13 protein-coding genes and 1 tRNA gene are annotated in these 15,731 nt (G+C 44.3%); 2 read left to right on the top strand and 12 right to left on the bottom strand.

Going from position 1 to position 15,731, the window contains the following annotated elements; translation table 11 throughout:
* Window positions 1–13 precede the first annotated feature (13 nt).
* Window positions 14–883 carry an alpha/beta fold hydrolase gene (locus BLP85_RS11595; RefSeq protein WP_092820240.1) on the bottom strand — a complete coding sequence of 290 codons (870 nt, stop codon included), beginning with the start codon at window positions 881–883 and terminating at the stop codon, window positions 14–16.
* A 119-nt stretch (window positions 884–1,002) separates the two neighbouring features.
* Here BLP85_RS11595 and BLP85_RS11600 point away from each other — a divergent pair, with 119 nt between their 5' ends.
* A complete protein-coding gene (locus BLP85_RS11600) occupies window positions 1,003–1,488 on the top strand; it encodes a PaaI family thioesterase (RefSeq protein WP_092820241.1) in 486 nt (161 codons plus the stop codon).
* Window positions 1,489–1,539: 51 nt separating this feature from the next.
* On the opposite strand, the gene BLP85_RS11605 is transcribed toward BLP85_RS11600, so the two are convergent.
* Window positions 1,540–1,899 carry a DNA transfer protein p32 gene (locus tag BLP85_RS11605; RefSeq protein WP_092820242.1) on the bottom strand — a complete coding sequence of 120 codons (360 nt, stop codon included), beginning with the start codon at window positions 1,897–1,899 and terminating at the stop codon, window positions 1,540–1,542.
* A gap of 251 nt (window positions 1,900–2,150) precedes the next feature.
* Between BLP85_RS11605 and BLP85_RS11610 the strand changes: the two genes are divergently transcribed.
* Window positions 2,151–3,017 (top strand): alpha/beta hydrolase, encoded by an 867-nt coding sequence (locus BLP85_RS11610; protein WP_092820243.1) that lies wholly within the window; start codon window positions 2,151–2,153, stop codon window positions 3,015–3,017.
* Window positions 3,018–3,185: 168 nt separating this feature from the next.
* Here the strand turns inward: BLP85_RS11610 and rpoC are convergent, their stop codons facing one another.
* From rpoC to BLP85_RS11665, 10 genes are all read right to left on the bottom strand, one after another.
* Complete coding sequence (gene rpoC, locus BLP85_RS11615) at window positions 3,186–7,376, bottom strand: DNA-directed RNA polymerase subunit beta' (protein WP_092820244.1); 4,191 nt, start codon at window positions 7,374–7,376, stop codon at window positions 3,186–3,188.
* 157 nt (window positions 7,377–7,533) lie between these two features.
* The gene (gene rpoB, locus BLP85_RS11620; RefSeq protein ID WP_092820245.1) at window positions 7,534–11,622 is read right to left on the bottom strand and encodes a DNA-directed RNA polymerase subunit beta; all 4,089 of its coding nucleotides are present in this window, start codon (window positions 11,620–11,622) and stop codon (window positions 7,534–7,536) included.
* A gap of 304 nt (window positions 11,623–11,926) precedes the next feature.
* Window positions 11,927–12,295, bottom strand: a complete 369-nt coding sequence (gene rplL / locus BLP85_RS11630; protein WP_092820247.1) for a 50S ribosomal protein L7/L12 — start codon at window positions 12,293–12,295, stop codon at window positions 11,927–11,929.
* Between the two features lie 48 nt (window positions 12,296–12,343).
* The gene (rplJ, locus tag BLP85_RS11635) at window positions 12,344–12,850 is read right to left on the bottom strand and encodes a 50S ribosomal protein L10 (RefSeq protein ID WP_004813562.1); all 507 of its coding nucleotides are present in this window, start codon (window positions 12,848–12,850) and stop codon (window positions 12,344–12,346) included.
* A gap of 354 nt (window positions 12,851–13,204) precedes the next feature.
* Complete coding sequence (gene rplA / locus BLP85_RS11640; protein ID WP_092820248.1) at window positions 13,205–13,900, bottom strand: 50S ribosomal protein L1; 696 nt, start codon at window positions 13,898–13,900, stop codon at window positions 13,205–13,207.
* Between the two features lie 3 nt (window positions 13,901–13,903).
* Window positions 13,904–14,332, bottom strand: a complete 429-nt coding sequence (rplK, locus tag BLP85_RS11645; protein WP_034587972.1) for a 50S ribosomal protein L11 — start codon at window positions 14,330–14,332, stop codon at window positions 13,904–13,906.
* Window positions 14,333–14,450: 118 nt separating this feature from the next.
* Window positions 14,451–14,984, bottom strand: a complete 534-nt coding sequence (gene nusG, locus BLP85_RS11650) for a transcription termination/antitermination protein NusG (RefSeq protein WP_086197255.1) — start codon at window positions 14,982–14,984, stop codon at window positions 14,451–14,453.
* Between the two features lie 7 nt (window positions 14,985–14,991).
* The gene (gene secE / locus BLP85_RS11655; RefSeq protein ID WP_092820249.1) at window positions 14,992–15,432 is read right to left on the bottom strand and encodes a preprotein translocase subunit SecE; all 441 of its coding nucleotides are present in this window, start codon (window positions 15,430–15,432) and stop codon (window positions 14,992–14,994) included.
* Window positions 15,433–15,504: 72 nt separating this feature from the next.
* Window positions 15,505–15,580 (bottom strand) — tRNA-Trp (locus BLP85_RS11660).
* A gap of 56 nt (window positions 15,581–15,636) precedes the next feature.
* On the bottom strand, window positions 15,637–15,731 hold a 95-nt coding region (locus tag BLP85_RS11665; RefSeq protein WP_005240168.1), incomplete at its 5' end, for an EF-Tu C-terminal domain-related protein.

Here is a 15,731-nt window from a genome sequence, read left to right on the forward strand (position 1 = left end):
CATAAAGGTCGTTTCAATTATTTTTTAGAGCAAATGTTTTGATCTCTTCTGCGACCAACTCAGCTTGGCTCAATATTGCCCAATGATTGGCATCTATCTCTACACGCTGAAAATTTTCTGCCCATTTCGGCACTTCATCAATCAGTTCAGGACTGACAAAATTGTCCTGTTTCAGCACAATCGCCTGCACCGGACAAATGGCAAAACGCTGGCGTGGTCGGGTTAAACGTGGCAGGAAATTGGCACGGTACAGTCCAATACCATGTTTTCCATCTGAAGCAATATGACTGTTTAAAGGTAAATCTTTTTGATGCTCTAACTGCTGCAAGACTTTATCCCATTTTTCAGGTGTAAATAGAGTCCAGATAGTCGGGGCCAACACGGGCAATTGAAACGCCGCGATATACCAAGATTTAGCCAGCTGTTTAAAAAACCTGGGCTTATTTTGTCGAAATTGCTGACGCATCCAGAAAGCGGCATGATCCAGACAGGGGCCGGAAATGGTGCTATAAGATAAAATACGGTCTCTAAACTTCGGCTCAGTCACCGATTCCCAAGACTGGATTGAGCCCCAGTCATGTGCTGCCAAATGAAAAGGACGGTTTTCCAAAACGGCATTGACCACGCTTTCCAGATCTAAAGATAACTGTTCCAGCCGGTAGTCACGAATCCGTTTCGGAACGGAGGATTTCCCTGCCCCCCTTACATCATAGGTCAGCACATAGAAGTCTTGCATCAGCTGCTGAATGATAAGCTCCCAAACTTCCTGATTATCAGGATAACCATGAACCAGAACCAAAGCAGGTTTTGCCTCATTGCCCCAGGTTTTGACATAAAGGCGCTGTTGATCTGAGGTAGTCACCCATTGTGTTTGAGCTTGCATATATTCTTATCCTGTTCTTTTATTGACTATTTATTGCAGAGTCTAGGCAATCTGATCAATGCCAGTCCGATCATTCTGTTTTAGTATGTTCCGAAGCCAAATAAAAACAATTGACCCAAATGAGCCTTTTAAAAAAACTACAGACAATTCCTGCCATTTCTAAATTTTTATTAAATCGCTATGCACCTTACCGCGGTGCAGGGATTGAAATTGATAAAGTTGATCTGGCAAATTACCATATCCGCATCAAAATGCCTTTAACCCGTAAAAATCAAAATATCGTCGGTGTACATTTTGGCGGCAGTTTATATTCGATGGTCGATCCTTTTTATATGCTGATTTTGATGCATCATCTGGGTTCAAAATATATTGTTTGGGATAAATCTGCCTCCATACAATTCCTCTCACCCGGTCGTGGCACGGTGTATGCCGATATCCGTCTAGATTCAACAGAAATTGACCGGATCAAACAACTTGCTGAAAATCACGAACCTGTCTATCGAAACTATAATTTAAATATTTTTGACGAATCAGGAGTACGGATTGCCGAGGTACAAAAAATAGTTTATATCCGTCGTAAAAAACCAAAGGCCAGCCGTAATTGACAAAAAAGCGCCTGATCAACAAGCGCTTTTTATTCAAATTCTAAACGTTAATTAACGTCTTTTCTGTTCGATGGCAGCACCTGCACCGCCACCTATGGCACCACCTATGGCAGCCCCGGCATTACCACCAAACACGCTTTTACCGACTGCAGAACCAATCGCACCACCGACGCCACTATAAGTGGCATTACGGTTCGAACCGCCTTGGGTTTTACTGCCAACCGCTGCACCAGCACCACCACCTACAGCTGCACCGATACCGCCACCAACCTGATTACCCACGCCACCGCCAACAGCACCACCGAGTGCAGCTGCGCCAATACGTTGCTCTCTTGGAGACATCGAGTCACAGCCTACCAGCATAAAAGTTGATAGGGTTGCCATTGCCATCACGCTCATTAACTTTTTCATGAGATATGTCCTTTTGGCTATTTGTTACAGCATACGTCATGAGTGTGAAGTTAATATCAGCGTAGTGTTACTTTTCCAAGTTTTAATGTTGAATGTTGTAATATAATTTATTTAAAACTCTAAAAGCCCAAACTGCCCGATTTCAGTCTTCAGAAATCAGTTCAAGTATTGTAATAGATACATAATTTTAATAATAAAAATTTTAAACAGCGGCTTCATTTAAAATTATTTAAATGAGAAGGATCAATAAAATGAAAAAATGCCTTTACCTGATATTTACATTGCTGTGTTGCAATTCACTGGCCTATCCGAATTCGTCTGATACCCGTTTAATGAATACAACCAAGATCATGAAAAATATGGCTTATGGTCCTTCTGCTCAACAAGTCATGGATGTTTATTTACCCACCAAAGCTTTCACAGATAAAACGCCAGTACCGATCATGGTGATGGTCCATGGTGGAGCCTGGAGCATTGGCTATAAAAATAATGCTGCTGTAGTCAAAAACAAAAGGTCTTATTGGAACAAACACAACTGGATATTTATTTCCCTCAACTATCGACTGGTTCCTGAGGTCACCGTACAACAACAAACCCAGGATATTGCAGAAGCACTCATCCATATCCAAAATCAGGCTCAAAATTGGCGTGCCGACCCTAAACGTTTGGTTCTGATGGGACATTCAGCAGGCGCACACTTGGTCAGCTTGCTCAGCACGCGCCCCCTCTGGCTGACATCGCAGCCCCAGCCCTGGCTTGCCACAGTGGCGTTAGACAGTGCTGCCTATAATGTCGAAACCATTATGCAAACCCGACATGCACGGTTTTATGATCAGGCCTTTGGAAATCATCCCTCAAACTGGAAAGCGCTTTCTCCCATCTCTCAACTGCACCAGACTTTACCAGCATTTCTCGCGGTATGCTCCACCATTCGGCCAGACCAGCCCTGTACCCAGGCACAGCAATTTATTCAACAGGCACAAAAATTAGGCACTAAAGCCCAGTTATTGCCTGTCCCACTTTCACACAAGGAAATCAACCAGTCACTTGGACAAAATAACTCCTATACTCAAGCGGTAAATCAGTTTATTCAAAACCATTCCGCTACGGAGAAATGAGCTTATTTCAATCTCATTCAATCTAGAAACGATTTCAGTATTAATTAAGAGAGCTTATCTTTCGATAAACACATTTGATATTCCGCGTAGACCCTAAAATATCTCCCCAAAATAAGTGCATAAAAAAAGACGCCCGAAGGCATCTTTTTTGAGTCATTTAACGTCGAATTAGAATTCTTGGTTAAATGCTTGGCTTAATGCTTGGTCTACATCAGAGAAGTCATTTACAAGCGCATGTTCTGCAGCTTCTGCTTCTTGACGACGACGTTCCAAGTGGTAAGCCAGACCAGTACCAGCTGGAATCAAGCGACCCACGACAACGTTTTCTTTCAAGCCACGTAAATCATCTTCTTTACCTGTTACAGCCGCTTCAGTTAACACACGTGTTGTTTCCTGGAACGATGCAGCAGAGATGAACGAGTCAGTAGAAAGCGATGCTTTGGTAATACCCATCAATTGACGTTCAAACTTCGCAGGGAACTTGTTCTGTGCAAGAACAGCTTGGTTCTCTTGCATCACGCGGATGTAATCCACTTGTTCACCTTTGATGAAGCTGGTATCGCCACCGTCAGTGATGTCAACTTTACGCAACATTTGACGCACGATAACTTCAATGTGTTTATCGTTGATTTTTACACCTTGCAGACGATATACGTCCTGAACTTCGTTCACGATGTAATTGGTCAACGCCACTTCACCTTTCAGACGCAAGATGTCATGCGGGTTCTGCGGACCATCAGAAATGGTTTCACCACGGTTCACATGCTCGCCTTCGAACACGTTGATGGTACGCCATTTCGGAATTAACTCTTCGTAGATCTCAGAGCCATCATCCGGAGTGATCACCAGACGGTTCTTACCTTTAGTCTCTTTACCGAAGCTTACCACACCAGAAATTTCAGCAAGAATTGCATGCTCTTTCGGTTTACGTGCTTCGAACAAGTCAGCTACGCGTGGCAGACCACCGGTAATATCACGGGTACGTGAAGATTCTTGTGGCACACGGCCGATGACATCACCCACACCAATCGTTTCGCCATCACGGACAGAAAGAATCGTGTTTTGTGGCAAGAAGTAGAACTGCTCGCCGCCATCAACTGTGTCAAGCACAACTGCAGGACGTAAATCTTTACCTGACGCAGGACGTGAAGTCACTGGCAAGATTTCGATTGTGGTCATACCTGTTGCGTCATCAGTTTTCGAGGTCACAGTTACGCCATCAGCAATTTGGCTGAAACGTACTTTACCTGCAACTTCTGTCACAAGTGGATGTGTATGTGGATCCCAAGTCGCCACGATACCACCTGCCTCAACAGCTTCACCATCTTTCAACAAGATAGATGCACCGTAAGGAAGTTTATAGCGTTCGCGTTCACGACCTAAGTCATCTGCAATACCGATTTCACCTGAACGTGAAGTTGATACCAGGTGACCTTTGGCATGTTGTACGGTTTTCACGTTGTGGAAACGTACTGTACCCTTGTTACGAACTTGTACGCTGTTGGCAGCAGAAGTTCGGCTCGCAGCACCACCCACGTGGAACGTACGCATGGTCAACTGTGTACCTGGCTCACCAATTGATTGAGCGGCCATTACACCTACAGATTCACCTGGATTCACCAAGTGACCGCGTGCAAGGTCACGACCATAACATTTCGCACATACACCGAAGGTAGATTCACAAGAAACGACTGAACGTACTTTAACTTCATCGACACCTGCCTCTTCAAGGAAGGCAGCAATTTTTTCATCAATCAAGGTATTACGTGGAAGAATCACTTCGTCAGAACCGACTTTCTTCACGTCTTCCGCAACAACACGACCCAATACTCGAGTACCCAAGTTCTCGATTACGTCACCGCCCTGAATGAACGGAGTCATCACAAGACCGCCTAAAGTACCGCAATCAGGCTCGGTAATCACCAAGTCTTGCGCTACGTCTACCAGACGACGGGTCAGGTAACCAGAGTTTGCTGTTTTAAGTGCTGTATCGGCCAAACCTTTACGCGCACCGTGTGTCGAGATGAAGTACTGAAGTACGGTCAAACCTTCACGGAAGTTGGCTTTAATTGGGGTTTCAATGATCGAACCATCCGGTTTCGCCATCAAACCACGCATACCCGCCAACTGACGAATCTGAGCTGCGGAACCACGGGCACCCGAGTCAGACATCATGTAGATACTGTTGAATGATTTCTGTTTCTCGTCTTCGCCCTGTTTGTTCTTAACAGTTGTGAAAGACAAGTTGTCCATCATCGCTTTAGCAACTTGGTCGTTGGTACGCGCCCAGATATCGACTACCTTGTTATAACGTTCACCGGCAGTTACGAAACCTTGTTCGAATTGCTGTTCGATTTCACGAACTTCAACTTCTGCTTTTTCGATGATCGAGTATTTCGCTGGTGGAATTAGCATGTCTTCCATACCAACAGATACACCAGAACGCGTCGCTTGACGGAAGCCCAGGTACATCAACTGGTCAGCAAAGATAACGGTATCTTTCAGACCCAATTTACGGTAGCAAGAGTTGATTAACTTAGAGATGTTTTTCTTGGTCATCTCAAGGTTAATTTGCTGGAAGTCCATACCTTCAGGAACAACTTCCCAAAGCAGGCAGCGACCAGGCGTTGTGTCAACAATAATGGTTTGTTGTTCACGGTTGCCATTGTCGTCAATTACGGTCTGGTGTACACGTGCTTTTACGCGAGCGTGCAAGTCTACCTGACCTGTTGCAAGTGCACGGTTTACTTCATCAGTATCCGCGAACACCATGCCTTCACCTTTGGCATTGATCGCATCACGCGTGATGTAATACAAGCCCAAGACCACGTCCTGAGAAGGTACGATGATTGGCTCACCGTTCGCAGGAGACAAGATGTTGTTGGTTGACATCATTAACGCACGCGCTTCTAACTGAGCTTCAAGCGTTAATGGTACGTGTACCGCCATTTGGTCACCGTCGAAGTCGGCGTTAAACGCAGCACATACGAGTGGGTGTAGACGGATCGCTTTACCTTCAATCAGGGTTGGTTCAAATGCTTGAAGACCCAAACGGTGAAGGGTTGGCGCACGGTTCAACATCACAGGATGTTGACGGATCACAGATGCTAGAACGTCCCAAACTTCTGGAGTTTCGCGCTCAACCATTTTCTTCGCAGCTTTAATGGTGGTTGCTTGACCAGACGCTTGCAATTTCGCAAAGATAAATGGCTTGAACAGTTCAAGCGCCATCTTCTTAGGAAGACCACATTGGTGTAAACGTAAAGATGGACCTACGGTAATTACCGAACGACCAGAGTAGTCAACACGTTTACCAAGCAAGTTTTGACGGAAACGACCTTGTTTACCTTTGATCATGTCGGCCAAAGATTTAAGCGGACGTTTGTTCGAACCGGTAATTGCACGACCACGACGGCCGTTATCCAGCAATGCATCTACAGACTCTTGCAACATACGTTTTTCGTTACGTACGATGATGTCTGGAGCCGCAAGGTCAAGAAGACGTTTCAAACGGTTGTTACGGTTGATTACACGACGGTAAAGATCGTTCAAATCAGAAGTCGCGAAACGACCGCCCTCAAGAGGAACCAACGGACGAAGGTCTGGTGGAAGAACTGGCAATACAGTTAACACCATCCATTCTGGCTTGTTGTTTGACTCTTTGAATGCTTCCATCAACTTCAGACGTTTAGATGCTTTTTTAAGCTTCGTTTCTGAAGTTGTGTTTGGAATTTCTTCACGCAGACGTGAAATTTCAGCTTCAAGATCGATGTCTTTCAACAGGTCCTGAACAGCTTCTGCACCCATTTTCGCGCTGAATTCATCACCGTGTTCTTCTAGCGCCGTGAAGTATTCTTCATCGTTCAGAAGCTGGTATTTCTCAAGCGGAGTCATACCTGGATCAGTTACAACGTAAGATTCGAAATACAATACGCGTTCGATATCACGTAAAGTCATATCTAGAAGCAAACCGATACGGCTTGGTAATGATTTCAGGAACCAGATGTGTGCAACTGGAGAAGCCAATTCGATGTGACCCATACGTTCACGACGAACTTTCGCAGTTGTTACTTCAACGCCACATTTTTCACAAATGACGCCTTTGTATTTCATACGCTTGTATTTACCACACAAGCATTCGTAATCTTTGACTGGACCAAAAATTTTGGCACAGAACAAACCGTCACGTTCAGGTTTGAAGGTACGGTAGTTGATTGTCTCTGGCTTTTTAACTTCACCATGAGACCATGACTTAATCATTTCTGGTGACGCAAGACCAATACGGATGCGATCAAACTCTACTGGAGCATGACCATCAGAATCCGTCTTTTTGCGCATGATATCGAGCAAGTCTTTCAATTTTTTTCTCCGTGTGTTGTGGAGATTTTCACTTCACAACTGGGTCACAAATATTGTTTTTTAACTGAATTGGGAATCCCAAGAATCCCCCTAAATCCCCCTTTGTAAAAGGGGGACTTTCTCCCCTCTTTCTTAAAGAGGGGTCGGGGGAGATTTCTTAGTCACCATTTTTCAGTTCAATGTTGATACCTAAAGAACGGATCTCTTTAGTCAATACGTTGAACGATTCAGGCATGCCCGGATCCATATAATGGTTGCCATCTACAATGTTCTTATAGATGCGGGTACGGCCTTCAACGTCATCCGACTTAACAGTAAGCATTTCTTGAAGCGTATAAGCTGCACCGTATGCTTCCAGTGCCCAGACTTCCATCTCACCGAAACGCTGACCACCGAATTGTGCTTTACCACCAAGCGGCTGTTGCGTTACTAATGAGTAAGAACCTGTAGAACGCGCATGCATCTTGTCATCAACCAAGTGGTTCAGTTTCAGCATGTACATGTAACCTACAGTTACTGGACGGTCAAAACGCTCACCGGTACGACCATCATACAATACCGTTTGACCAGTACGTGAAATGCCGCCAAGTTCTAACAAGTCTTTAATTTGTGATTCTTCAGCACCATCGAATACCGGAGTTGCCAAAGGAACACCAGCACGCAAGTTACCAGACAATGCCAAGATTTCATCATCAGTTAAGCTATCAAGATCTTCTTGCTCGCCACCAACTTTGTTGTAGATCTTGTCCAGGAAGTCACGAAGCTCAAGTACAGTGCGTTGCTCTTTCAGCATCTTGTCGATCTTGTCACCCAGACCCTTCGCTGCCATACCCAAGTGAGTTTCAAGAATCTGACCCACGTTCATACGTGACGGTACGCCTAGCGGGTTAAGAACCACGTCTACAGGTACACCGTTGGCATCGTGTGGCATGTCTTCAACAGGCAGAATGTTTGATACAACACCCTTGTTACCGTGACGACCCGCCATCTTATCACCCGGCTGGATGCGACGTTTAACTGCAAGGTAAACCTTAACCACTTTCAGAACGCCAGTAGTCAGTTCATCGCCCGTAGAAAGTTTGCGTTTTTTCTCTGCAAATTTCTCGTCAATCTCTTGGCTCTTCTCTTTCAAGAACACTTGAATTTGAGTTAAACGTTCAGCGATCGCTTCATCACTTGGCTGGATATCCAGCAAGTCAACCAGCTCTAAACCAGACAATACGTCTTCAGTCAGCTTGTCACCACGTTTAGTGGTACCGCCACCGTTAGATTCCTGACCTTTCAACAAGCGAACAATACGTTCACGCGCTGCTTCTTCGAAGATTTTGAATTCTTCTTTCAAGTCTTTACGGTAAGCATCCAATTGCGCTTTTTCAATTGCTTGAGCACGTTCGTCTTTTTCAAGACCGTCACGTGTAAACACTTGAACGTCAATTACAGTACCTTTCACGCCTGAAGACACGCGTAAAGAAGAGTCTTTCACGTCAGCTGCTTTTTCACCGAAAATTGCACGAAGCAGTTTTTCTTCCGGAGTTAACTGCGTTTCACCTTTAGGCGTTACTTTACCTACAAGAATGTCACCCGCTGTTACTTCAGCACCGATGTAAACAATACCTGATTCGTCCAGTTTAGACAGTGCAGCTTCGCCAACGTTAGGAATATCGGCAGTAATTTCTTCTGCACCTAACTTGGTATCACGCGCCACACATGACAATTCCTGAATGTGAATCGACGTTAAACGGTCTTCTTGAAGAACGCGTTCAGATAACAAGATCGAGTCTTCGTAGTTGTAACCGTTCCAAGTCATGAACGCTACGCGCATGTTTTGACCCAGTGCCAATTCACCGCCATCAGTTGATGGACCATCAGCAAGTACGTCACCACGACCAACTTGATCACCCAGTTTCACCAGAACTTTCTGGTTAATACAGGTGTTCTGGTTTGAACGTGTGTATTTGATCAGGTTGTAGATATCTACACCCGCTTCACCCGCAACCATTTCGTCTTCGTTGACACGAATAACAACACGAGAAGCATCTACAAATTCGATGCGACCACCACGTTTCGCCAGAACACATACACCTGAGTCATGCGCTACGTTTGCTTCCATACCGGTACCAACAAGCGGCTTGTCGGCAATCAACGTAGGAACAGCCTGACGTTGCATGTTTGAACCCATCAATGCACGGTTCGCATCATCGTGTTCAAGGAATGGAATCAGTGATGCTGCAACAGATACAACCTGCTGAGCAGATACGTCCATATGCGTCACTTTTTCAGGAGGCATACGTACGAATTCACCTTGGTGACGTACAGAAACGAATTCTTCAGTCAGGTTGCCATCTTTATCTACACCAGAGTCGGCCTGTGCAATCACAGTACCTACTTCTTCAATTGCAGATAAGTATTCAACTTCGTCCGTTACACGGCCTTCAACCACTTTACGGTAAGGTGTTTCCAGGAAACCGAAATTGTTTGCTTTCGCATATACAGACAATGAGTTGATCAAACCAATGTTTGGACCTTCAGGCGTCTCAATTGGACACACACGGCCGTAGTGAGTTTGATGTACGTCACGTACTTCGAAGCCCGCACGTTCACGTGTCAAACCACCAGGACCGAGTGCTGATACACGACGTTTGTGTGTAATTTCAGACAACGGGTTGTTTTGGTCCATGAACTGAGACAACTGGCTTGAACCAAAGAATTCTTTGATTGCAGCAGCAACAGGTTTCGCGTTGATCAAATCTTGCGGAGACAGGTTGTCAGTTTCAGCTTGGCTTAAACGTTCTTTAACAGCACGTTCTACACGAACCAGACCAACACGGAACTGGTTTTCTGTCATTTCACCAACAGAACGAACACGACGGTTACCTAAATGGTCGATATCGTCGACTTCACCTTTACCGTTACGAATTTCAACCAATGTTTTAAGTACATCAGTGATATCTTCGTTAGACAAGATACCTTCAACTTCACGAGACTTCTGGTCAGTACCGACTTCGTAAGGACGACCCAAACGACGGTTGAACTTCATACGACCGACTGGAGACAAGTCATAACGTTCAGAAGAGAAGAACAGGTTGTTGAACAGGTTCTCAGCAGCTTCTTTTGTTGGTGGCTCGCCTGGACGCATCACTTTGTAGATTTCTACCAGTGCTTCTTCGCGACCAGTGGTTGTATCGGCACGTAAAGAGTCAGCAATGAATGAACCGCGGTCGATGTCATTGGTGAACAATACGTTAAATTGTTTTACGCCGCCTTCAGCCAATTTCACCATGATCTCATGGCTCAATACAGTATTGGCTGGAATCACATCGCCATCACGCAAGGTGATGTCTTCAGCAGTAATACGCTCGTACAGGTACTCATCAGGAACTGAAAGCTTGGTCAAGCCAGCAGCTTCCATTTGACGTACGTGACGCGCATTGATACGTTTACCTTGCTCTACAATCACTTTGCCGTCGTTGTCGGCAATATCGAATTGCGCCATTTCGCCACGCAGGCGTTCTGGAACCAGGTCAATCTGGTAGCTACCCATGTCAAGATACACAGGTACTTTTTCGTAGAACATGTCCAGGATTTGTTCGTTGCTATAACCCAAGGCACGAAGAACCACAGTCGCAAGCAATTTACGACGACGGTCAATACGAACGTAAACAAGGTCTTTGGCATCGAATTCGAAATCCAGCCATGAACCACGGTAAGGAATGATACGTGCAGAATAAAGAACTTTACCGCTAGAATGTGTTTTGCCTTTATCGTGGTCAAAGAACACACCTGGTGAACGGTGTAATTGAGATACGATTACACGCTCAGTACCATTGATAACAAAAGTACCGTTTTCTGTCATGAGCGGCATTTCACCCATGTACACTTCTTGTTCACGTACGTCTTTAATTGATTTGGTTTCGCGATCTTTCAAGATCAAACGAATTTTTACACGCATTGGTGCTGCATAAGTTGAACCGCGTAAAATACATTCACGCACGTCAAACTCAGGCTTACCAAGACTATACTCAACAAATTCTAAAGCAGCATTGCCAGAATAACTTTCAATAGGAAAAACTGAACGAAATGCGGCTTGGAGACCGATATCTTCGCGGTTTTTTGGTGTTTTGCCATCTTGTAAGAATGTTCGGTACGAGTCGACCTGAATCGCGAGCAAGTACGGAGCATCCATGACGCTAGGCAATTTACCAAAATTCTTACGGATCCGTTTCTTTTCGGTATATGAGTATGCCATCTGGAGTCCTCGGAAAGTAAACTAAGCCCGCCTGCAGAACGGACCTAGAAGGAATTACACAGGCCGATATGGCCACCACTTTTTACAAATGCTGCAATTTTTAGTGGTATTAAAACGCTTAGCAATATTTTCAAATATAAAAAATATTGATAAACGTTTGATATTATTGATTATTATAATAATTGATGCTTTTTTACACCAATCAAACAAAAATCGAGCCGATAATTGTAACGCAAAAAGGCTGATGACCCAAGAGCCATCAGCCAATTTTTGGGGTCAATTTAAAATTAGACCCCGATCGAAATTACTTAACAGTAACTGTAGCACCAGTTTCTTCAAGTTTTTTCTTAAGTTCTTCAGCTTCTTCTTTAGAAACGCCTTCTTTAAGAACTGAAGGAGCGCCTTCAACCATGTCTTTAGCTTCTTTCAAGCCAAGACCAGTGATTTCACGAACTGCTTTAATTACAGCTACTTTGTTAGCACCGAAAGAAGTCAACTCAACGTTGAATTCAGTTTGTTCTTCAGCAGCAGCAGCAGCACCAGGAGCAGCAGCAACAGCTACAGCAGCAGCAGATACGTTGAATTTTTCTTCAAAAGCAGAAATAAGTTCAACAAGTTCAAGAACAGTTTTTTCAGCTACTGCGTTTAGGATTTCTTCGTTAGTTAAAGCCATGAGAATAACTCCAAATGGGGATTGAATGGTGTGAAAGTAAATTTAAGCTTATGCAGCTTCTGACTCGTTTTTCTCTTTGAGCGCAGTAATAAGGCGACCCAATTTCGAAATAGGAGCTTGAAGAACGTTTGCAAGCATAGTAAGCGCTTTTTCTTGGTTTGGAAGGTTTGCGATAACGCTAACTTCAGCACCTTGATAAACTTTGCCATCAAAGGCAGCAGCTTTAAGTTCAAATGCTTTGTTCGTTTTAGCAAATTCTTCAAACAAGCGAGCAGCTGCGCCCATGTCGTCTTCAGAAGTTGAGAAAGCTAAGATTGTTGGGCCAACAAGGTTGTCATTCAAGATATTGAATTGAGTATCTTGAAGAGCACGTTTAGCCAAAGTGTTACGCACGATACGTGTGTGAACACCTAGTTTACGAGCTTCAACACGAAGAGCAGTTAATTGCTCAACAGTTAAACCTTGGTAGTCAGCAACAACAGCAGCAAATGCAGTAGAAGCAACTTCAGCTACTTCAGCTACGATCTGTTTTTTGCCTTCGATAAGAAGAGCCATTGTAAAACCTCCTAACGGTGATTTATGCACTTACAAAGAAGTACACTCCCAATTCGTAAGGCCATCACTGGACTTACACGCGGAGGATGAACAAATCACACCACCGCGTCTACTCGGACTGGACTTTTAAGAAGTGAGTTCCAAAGAACTCCCCTCGCCCGAGGTCTTTGACGCTGACAAATTTACATTTATCAATTCAAAGTTTGCCTGAGGGGCGATCAGCAAAGCATCGCTTTGCCGACACGCAAGACAAGAAGCTACGCTTCGAGTGAAGCCTATTTCTTATCTTGCGTAAAAATCAAAGCAGCGCTTTGATTTTTACTCAGGGCTTTAAAATTCTTTTCTAAGTCAAACTTAGTTAGTTACGTTTGCTACATCAATAGTAAGACCAGGACCCATAGTTGAGCTTAAAGTGATCTTTTTAATGTAAACACCTTTAGAAGTAGCAGGTTTTGCTTTCTTAAGGTCAGCTACAAGAGCTTCAACGTTTTGACGAACAGCAGCAGCTTCAAAGCCAACTTGACCGATCGCAGCGTGGATGATACCCGCTTTGTCTACACGGTAACGTGCTTGACCAGCTTTAGCGTTTTTAACCGCGCCAGCTACGTCAGGAGTTACTGTACCCACTTTAGGGTTTGGCATTAAGCCACGTGGACCAAGAATCGTACCAAGTTTACCTACAACGCGCATTGCATCTGGAGCAGCAATTACAACGTCAAAGTCAAGGTTACCCGCTTGGATGCTTTCAGCAAGGTCATCAAAACCAACGATGTCTGCGCCTTCAGCTTTAGCAGCTTCAGCAGCAGCGCCTTGAGCAAACACAGCAACACGTACAGTTTTACCTGTACCTGCAGGAAGTGTAGTCGCGCCACGAACAACCTGGTCAGATTTACGAGGGTCAACACCCAGGTTTACTGATACATCCAAAGATTCTTTGAATTTAGCAGCAGGAAGGCTAGTTAAAACTTGTACCGCTTCTTCCAAAGTGTAAACTTTGTTTGCTTCTACAGCAGCAGCAATGGCTTTTTGACGTTTAGTTAACTTTGCCATGTCTTATAGCTCCACTTCCAAGCCCATAGAACGCGCAGAACCAGCAATGGTACGTACACGTGCGTCTAAATCAGCACCAGTTAAATCTGGTTCTTTAGTAGTCGCAATTTCTTCTAACTGAGCGCGAGTCAACTTACCAACTTTAGTTTTGTTCGGTACAGCTGAACCCTTTTGAATACCAGCAGCTTTCTTAAGAAGAATAGCAGCAGGTGGAGTTTTCATGATGAATGTGAACGACTTGTCGTTGTACACAGTAATCACTACAGGAATTGGAAGACCTGGTTCAACTTTTTGTGTTGCAGCATTGAATTCTTTACAGAATGCCATGATGTTAACACCACGTTGACCTAGTGCAGGACCAATCGGTGGAGATGGATTCGCTTTACCAGCTGGAACTTGCAGCTTGATATAGCCGTCAATCTTCTTAGCCATTTCAAATTACCTCTGGGTACAAACGCCGCTAGGCTCCCCAACATTATTCACGTAACAAAACTGTTACAACAACAATGCCCGATCCATAACAAATCGGGCGTTTTCAATCCAGCTTAAATCAGTTCGCTTTTTCGACTTGACGAAATTCGAGCTCAACCTGAGTTGGACGATTGAATACATTGATTGTCAACGTTAAACGTGACTTCTCGTAAAGAACTTCTTCCACCACACCTTTAAAGTCTGTGAATGGACCATCAATAACAAGTAATTCTTCGCCTGGCTCAAACATCGTCTTAGGACGAGGCGCTTCACCAGTATTGCGTACACGTGCAAGAATCGCATCAGCTTCTTTTTGCGTAATTGGTGCAGGTTTCTCTGCTGTACCACCAATGAAACCCAATACTTTTGGACACTCTTTAACAATGTGCCAGGTATCATCATTCATTTCCATTTCGACCAATACATAGCCAGGAAAGAATTTACGCTCTGATTTACGCTTCTTGCCATCCTTCATCTCTACCACTTCTTCGGTAGGAACCAGGACTTCACCAAAGCTATCGGCTACAGCGCTACGCTGGATTCGATCATTAAGTGAACGCATCACTTGTTTTTCATAACCTGAATAGGCATGAATAATGTACCAACGTTTCATAGCTCTTTTACCCGATAAAAAACTTCATTAACCAGCCCAAGATGTAATCAAAACACCATAAAACAATGGCAGCGATTACAACAACAGCAAGAACATGCCAGGATGTGGACACCGTTTCCTGCTTAGTCGGCCAAGTCACACGACGCAGCTCAATTCGAGAGTCTTTCAACAAACGAACAAAGCCTTTGCCTTGATGGGTGGCGTATAATAAACCTAAAGCCACTACGATACAAGCCAAAATTACTCCAACGCGCACCCAAACATTGTTGGCAGGTGCCCAATACGCTGGCAAATACTGACCCACCATGGCTGCACCGATTAATAAAATCAATGCGATAACCCATAGAACAATATCTAAAGGGGAACCAGAATTAACAACTTCAGCAGAATTATTTCTTTGTGGAATTGGCGCTTCGCTTAATGCGTCACGCGATTTATCATTCGACATTTTTGTACTCGTCGTAGGCTTCGCGACTTATTATATGACAATTTAACCAGCATCAAGCTTTTTTTTAAAAAATGGCAGGCCAGGAGGGACTCGAACCCCCAACATTCGGTTTTGGAGACCGACGCTCTACCAATTGAACTACTGACCTACAGTACAAATCGGGAACTCAAGTCCCCGATCTGTAATTTTAACTTATGGTTGCTATTATGCAGTTACTTTAGCAACAACACCAGCACCAACTGTACGACCACCTTCACGGATCGCAAAACGTAGACCTGGGTCCATTGCGATTGGGTGGA

Origin of the sequence: Acinetobacter kookii (assembly GCF_900096895.1) — a bacterium.
Lineage (GTDB): Bacteria > Pseudomonadota > Gammaproteobacteria > Pseudomonadales > Moraxellaceae > Acinetobacter > Acinetobacter kookii.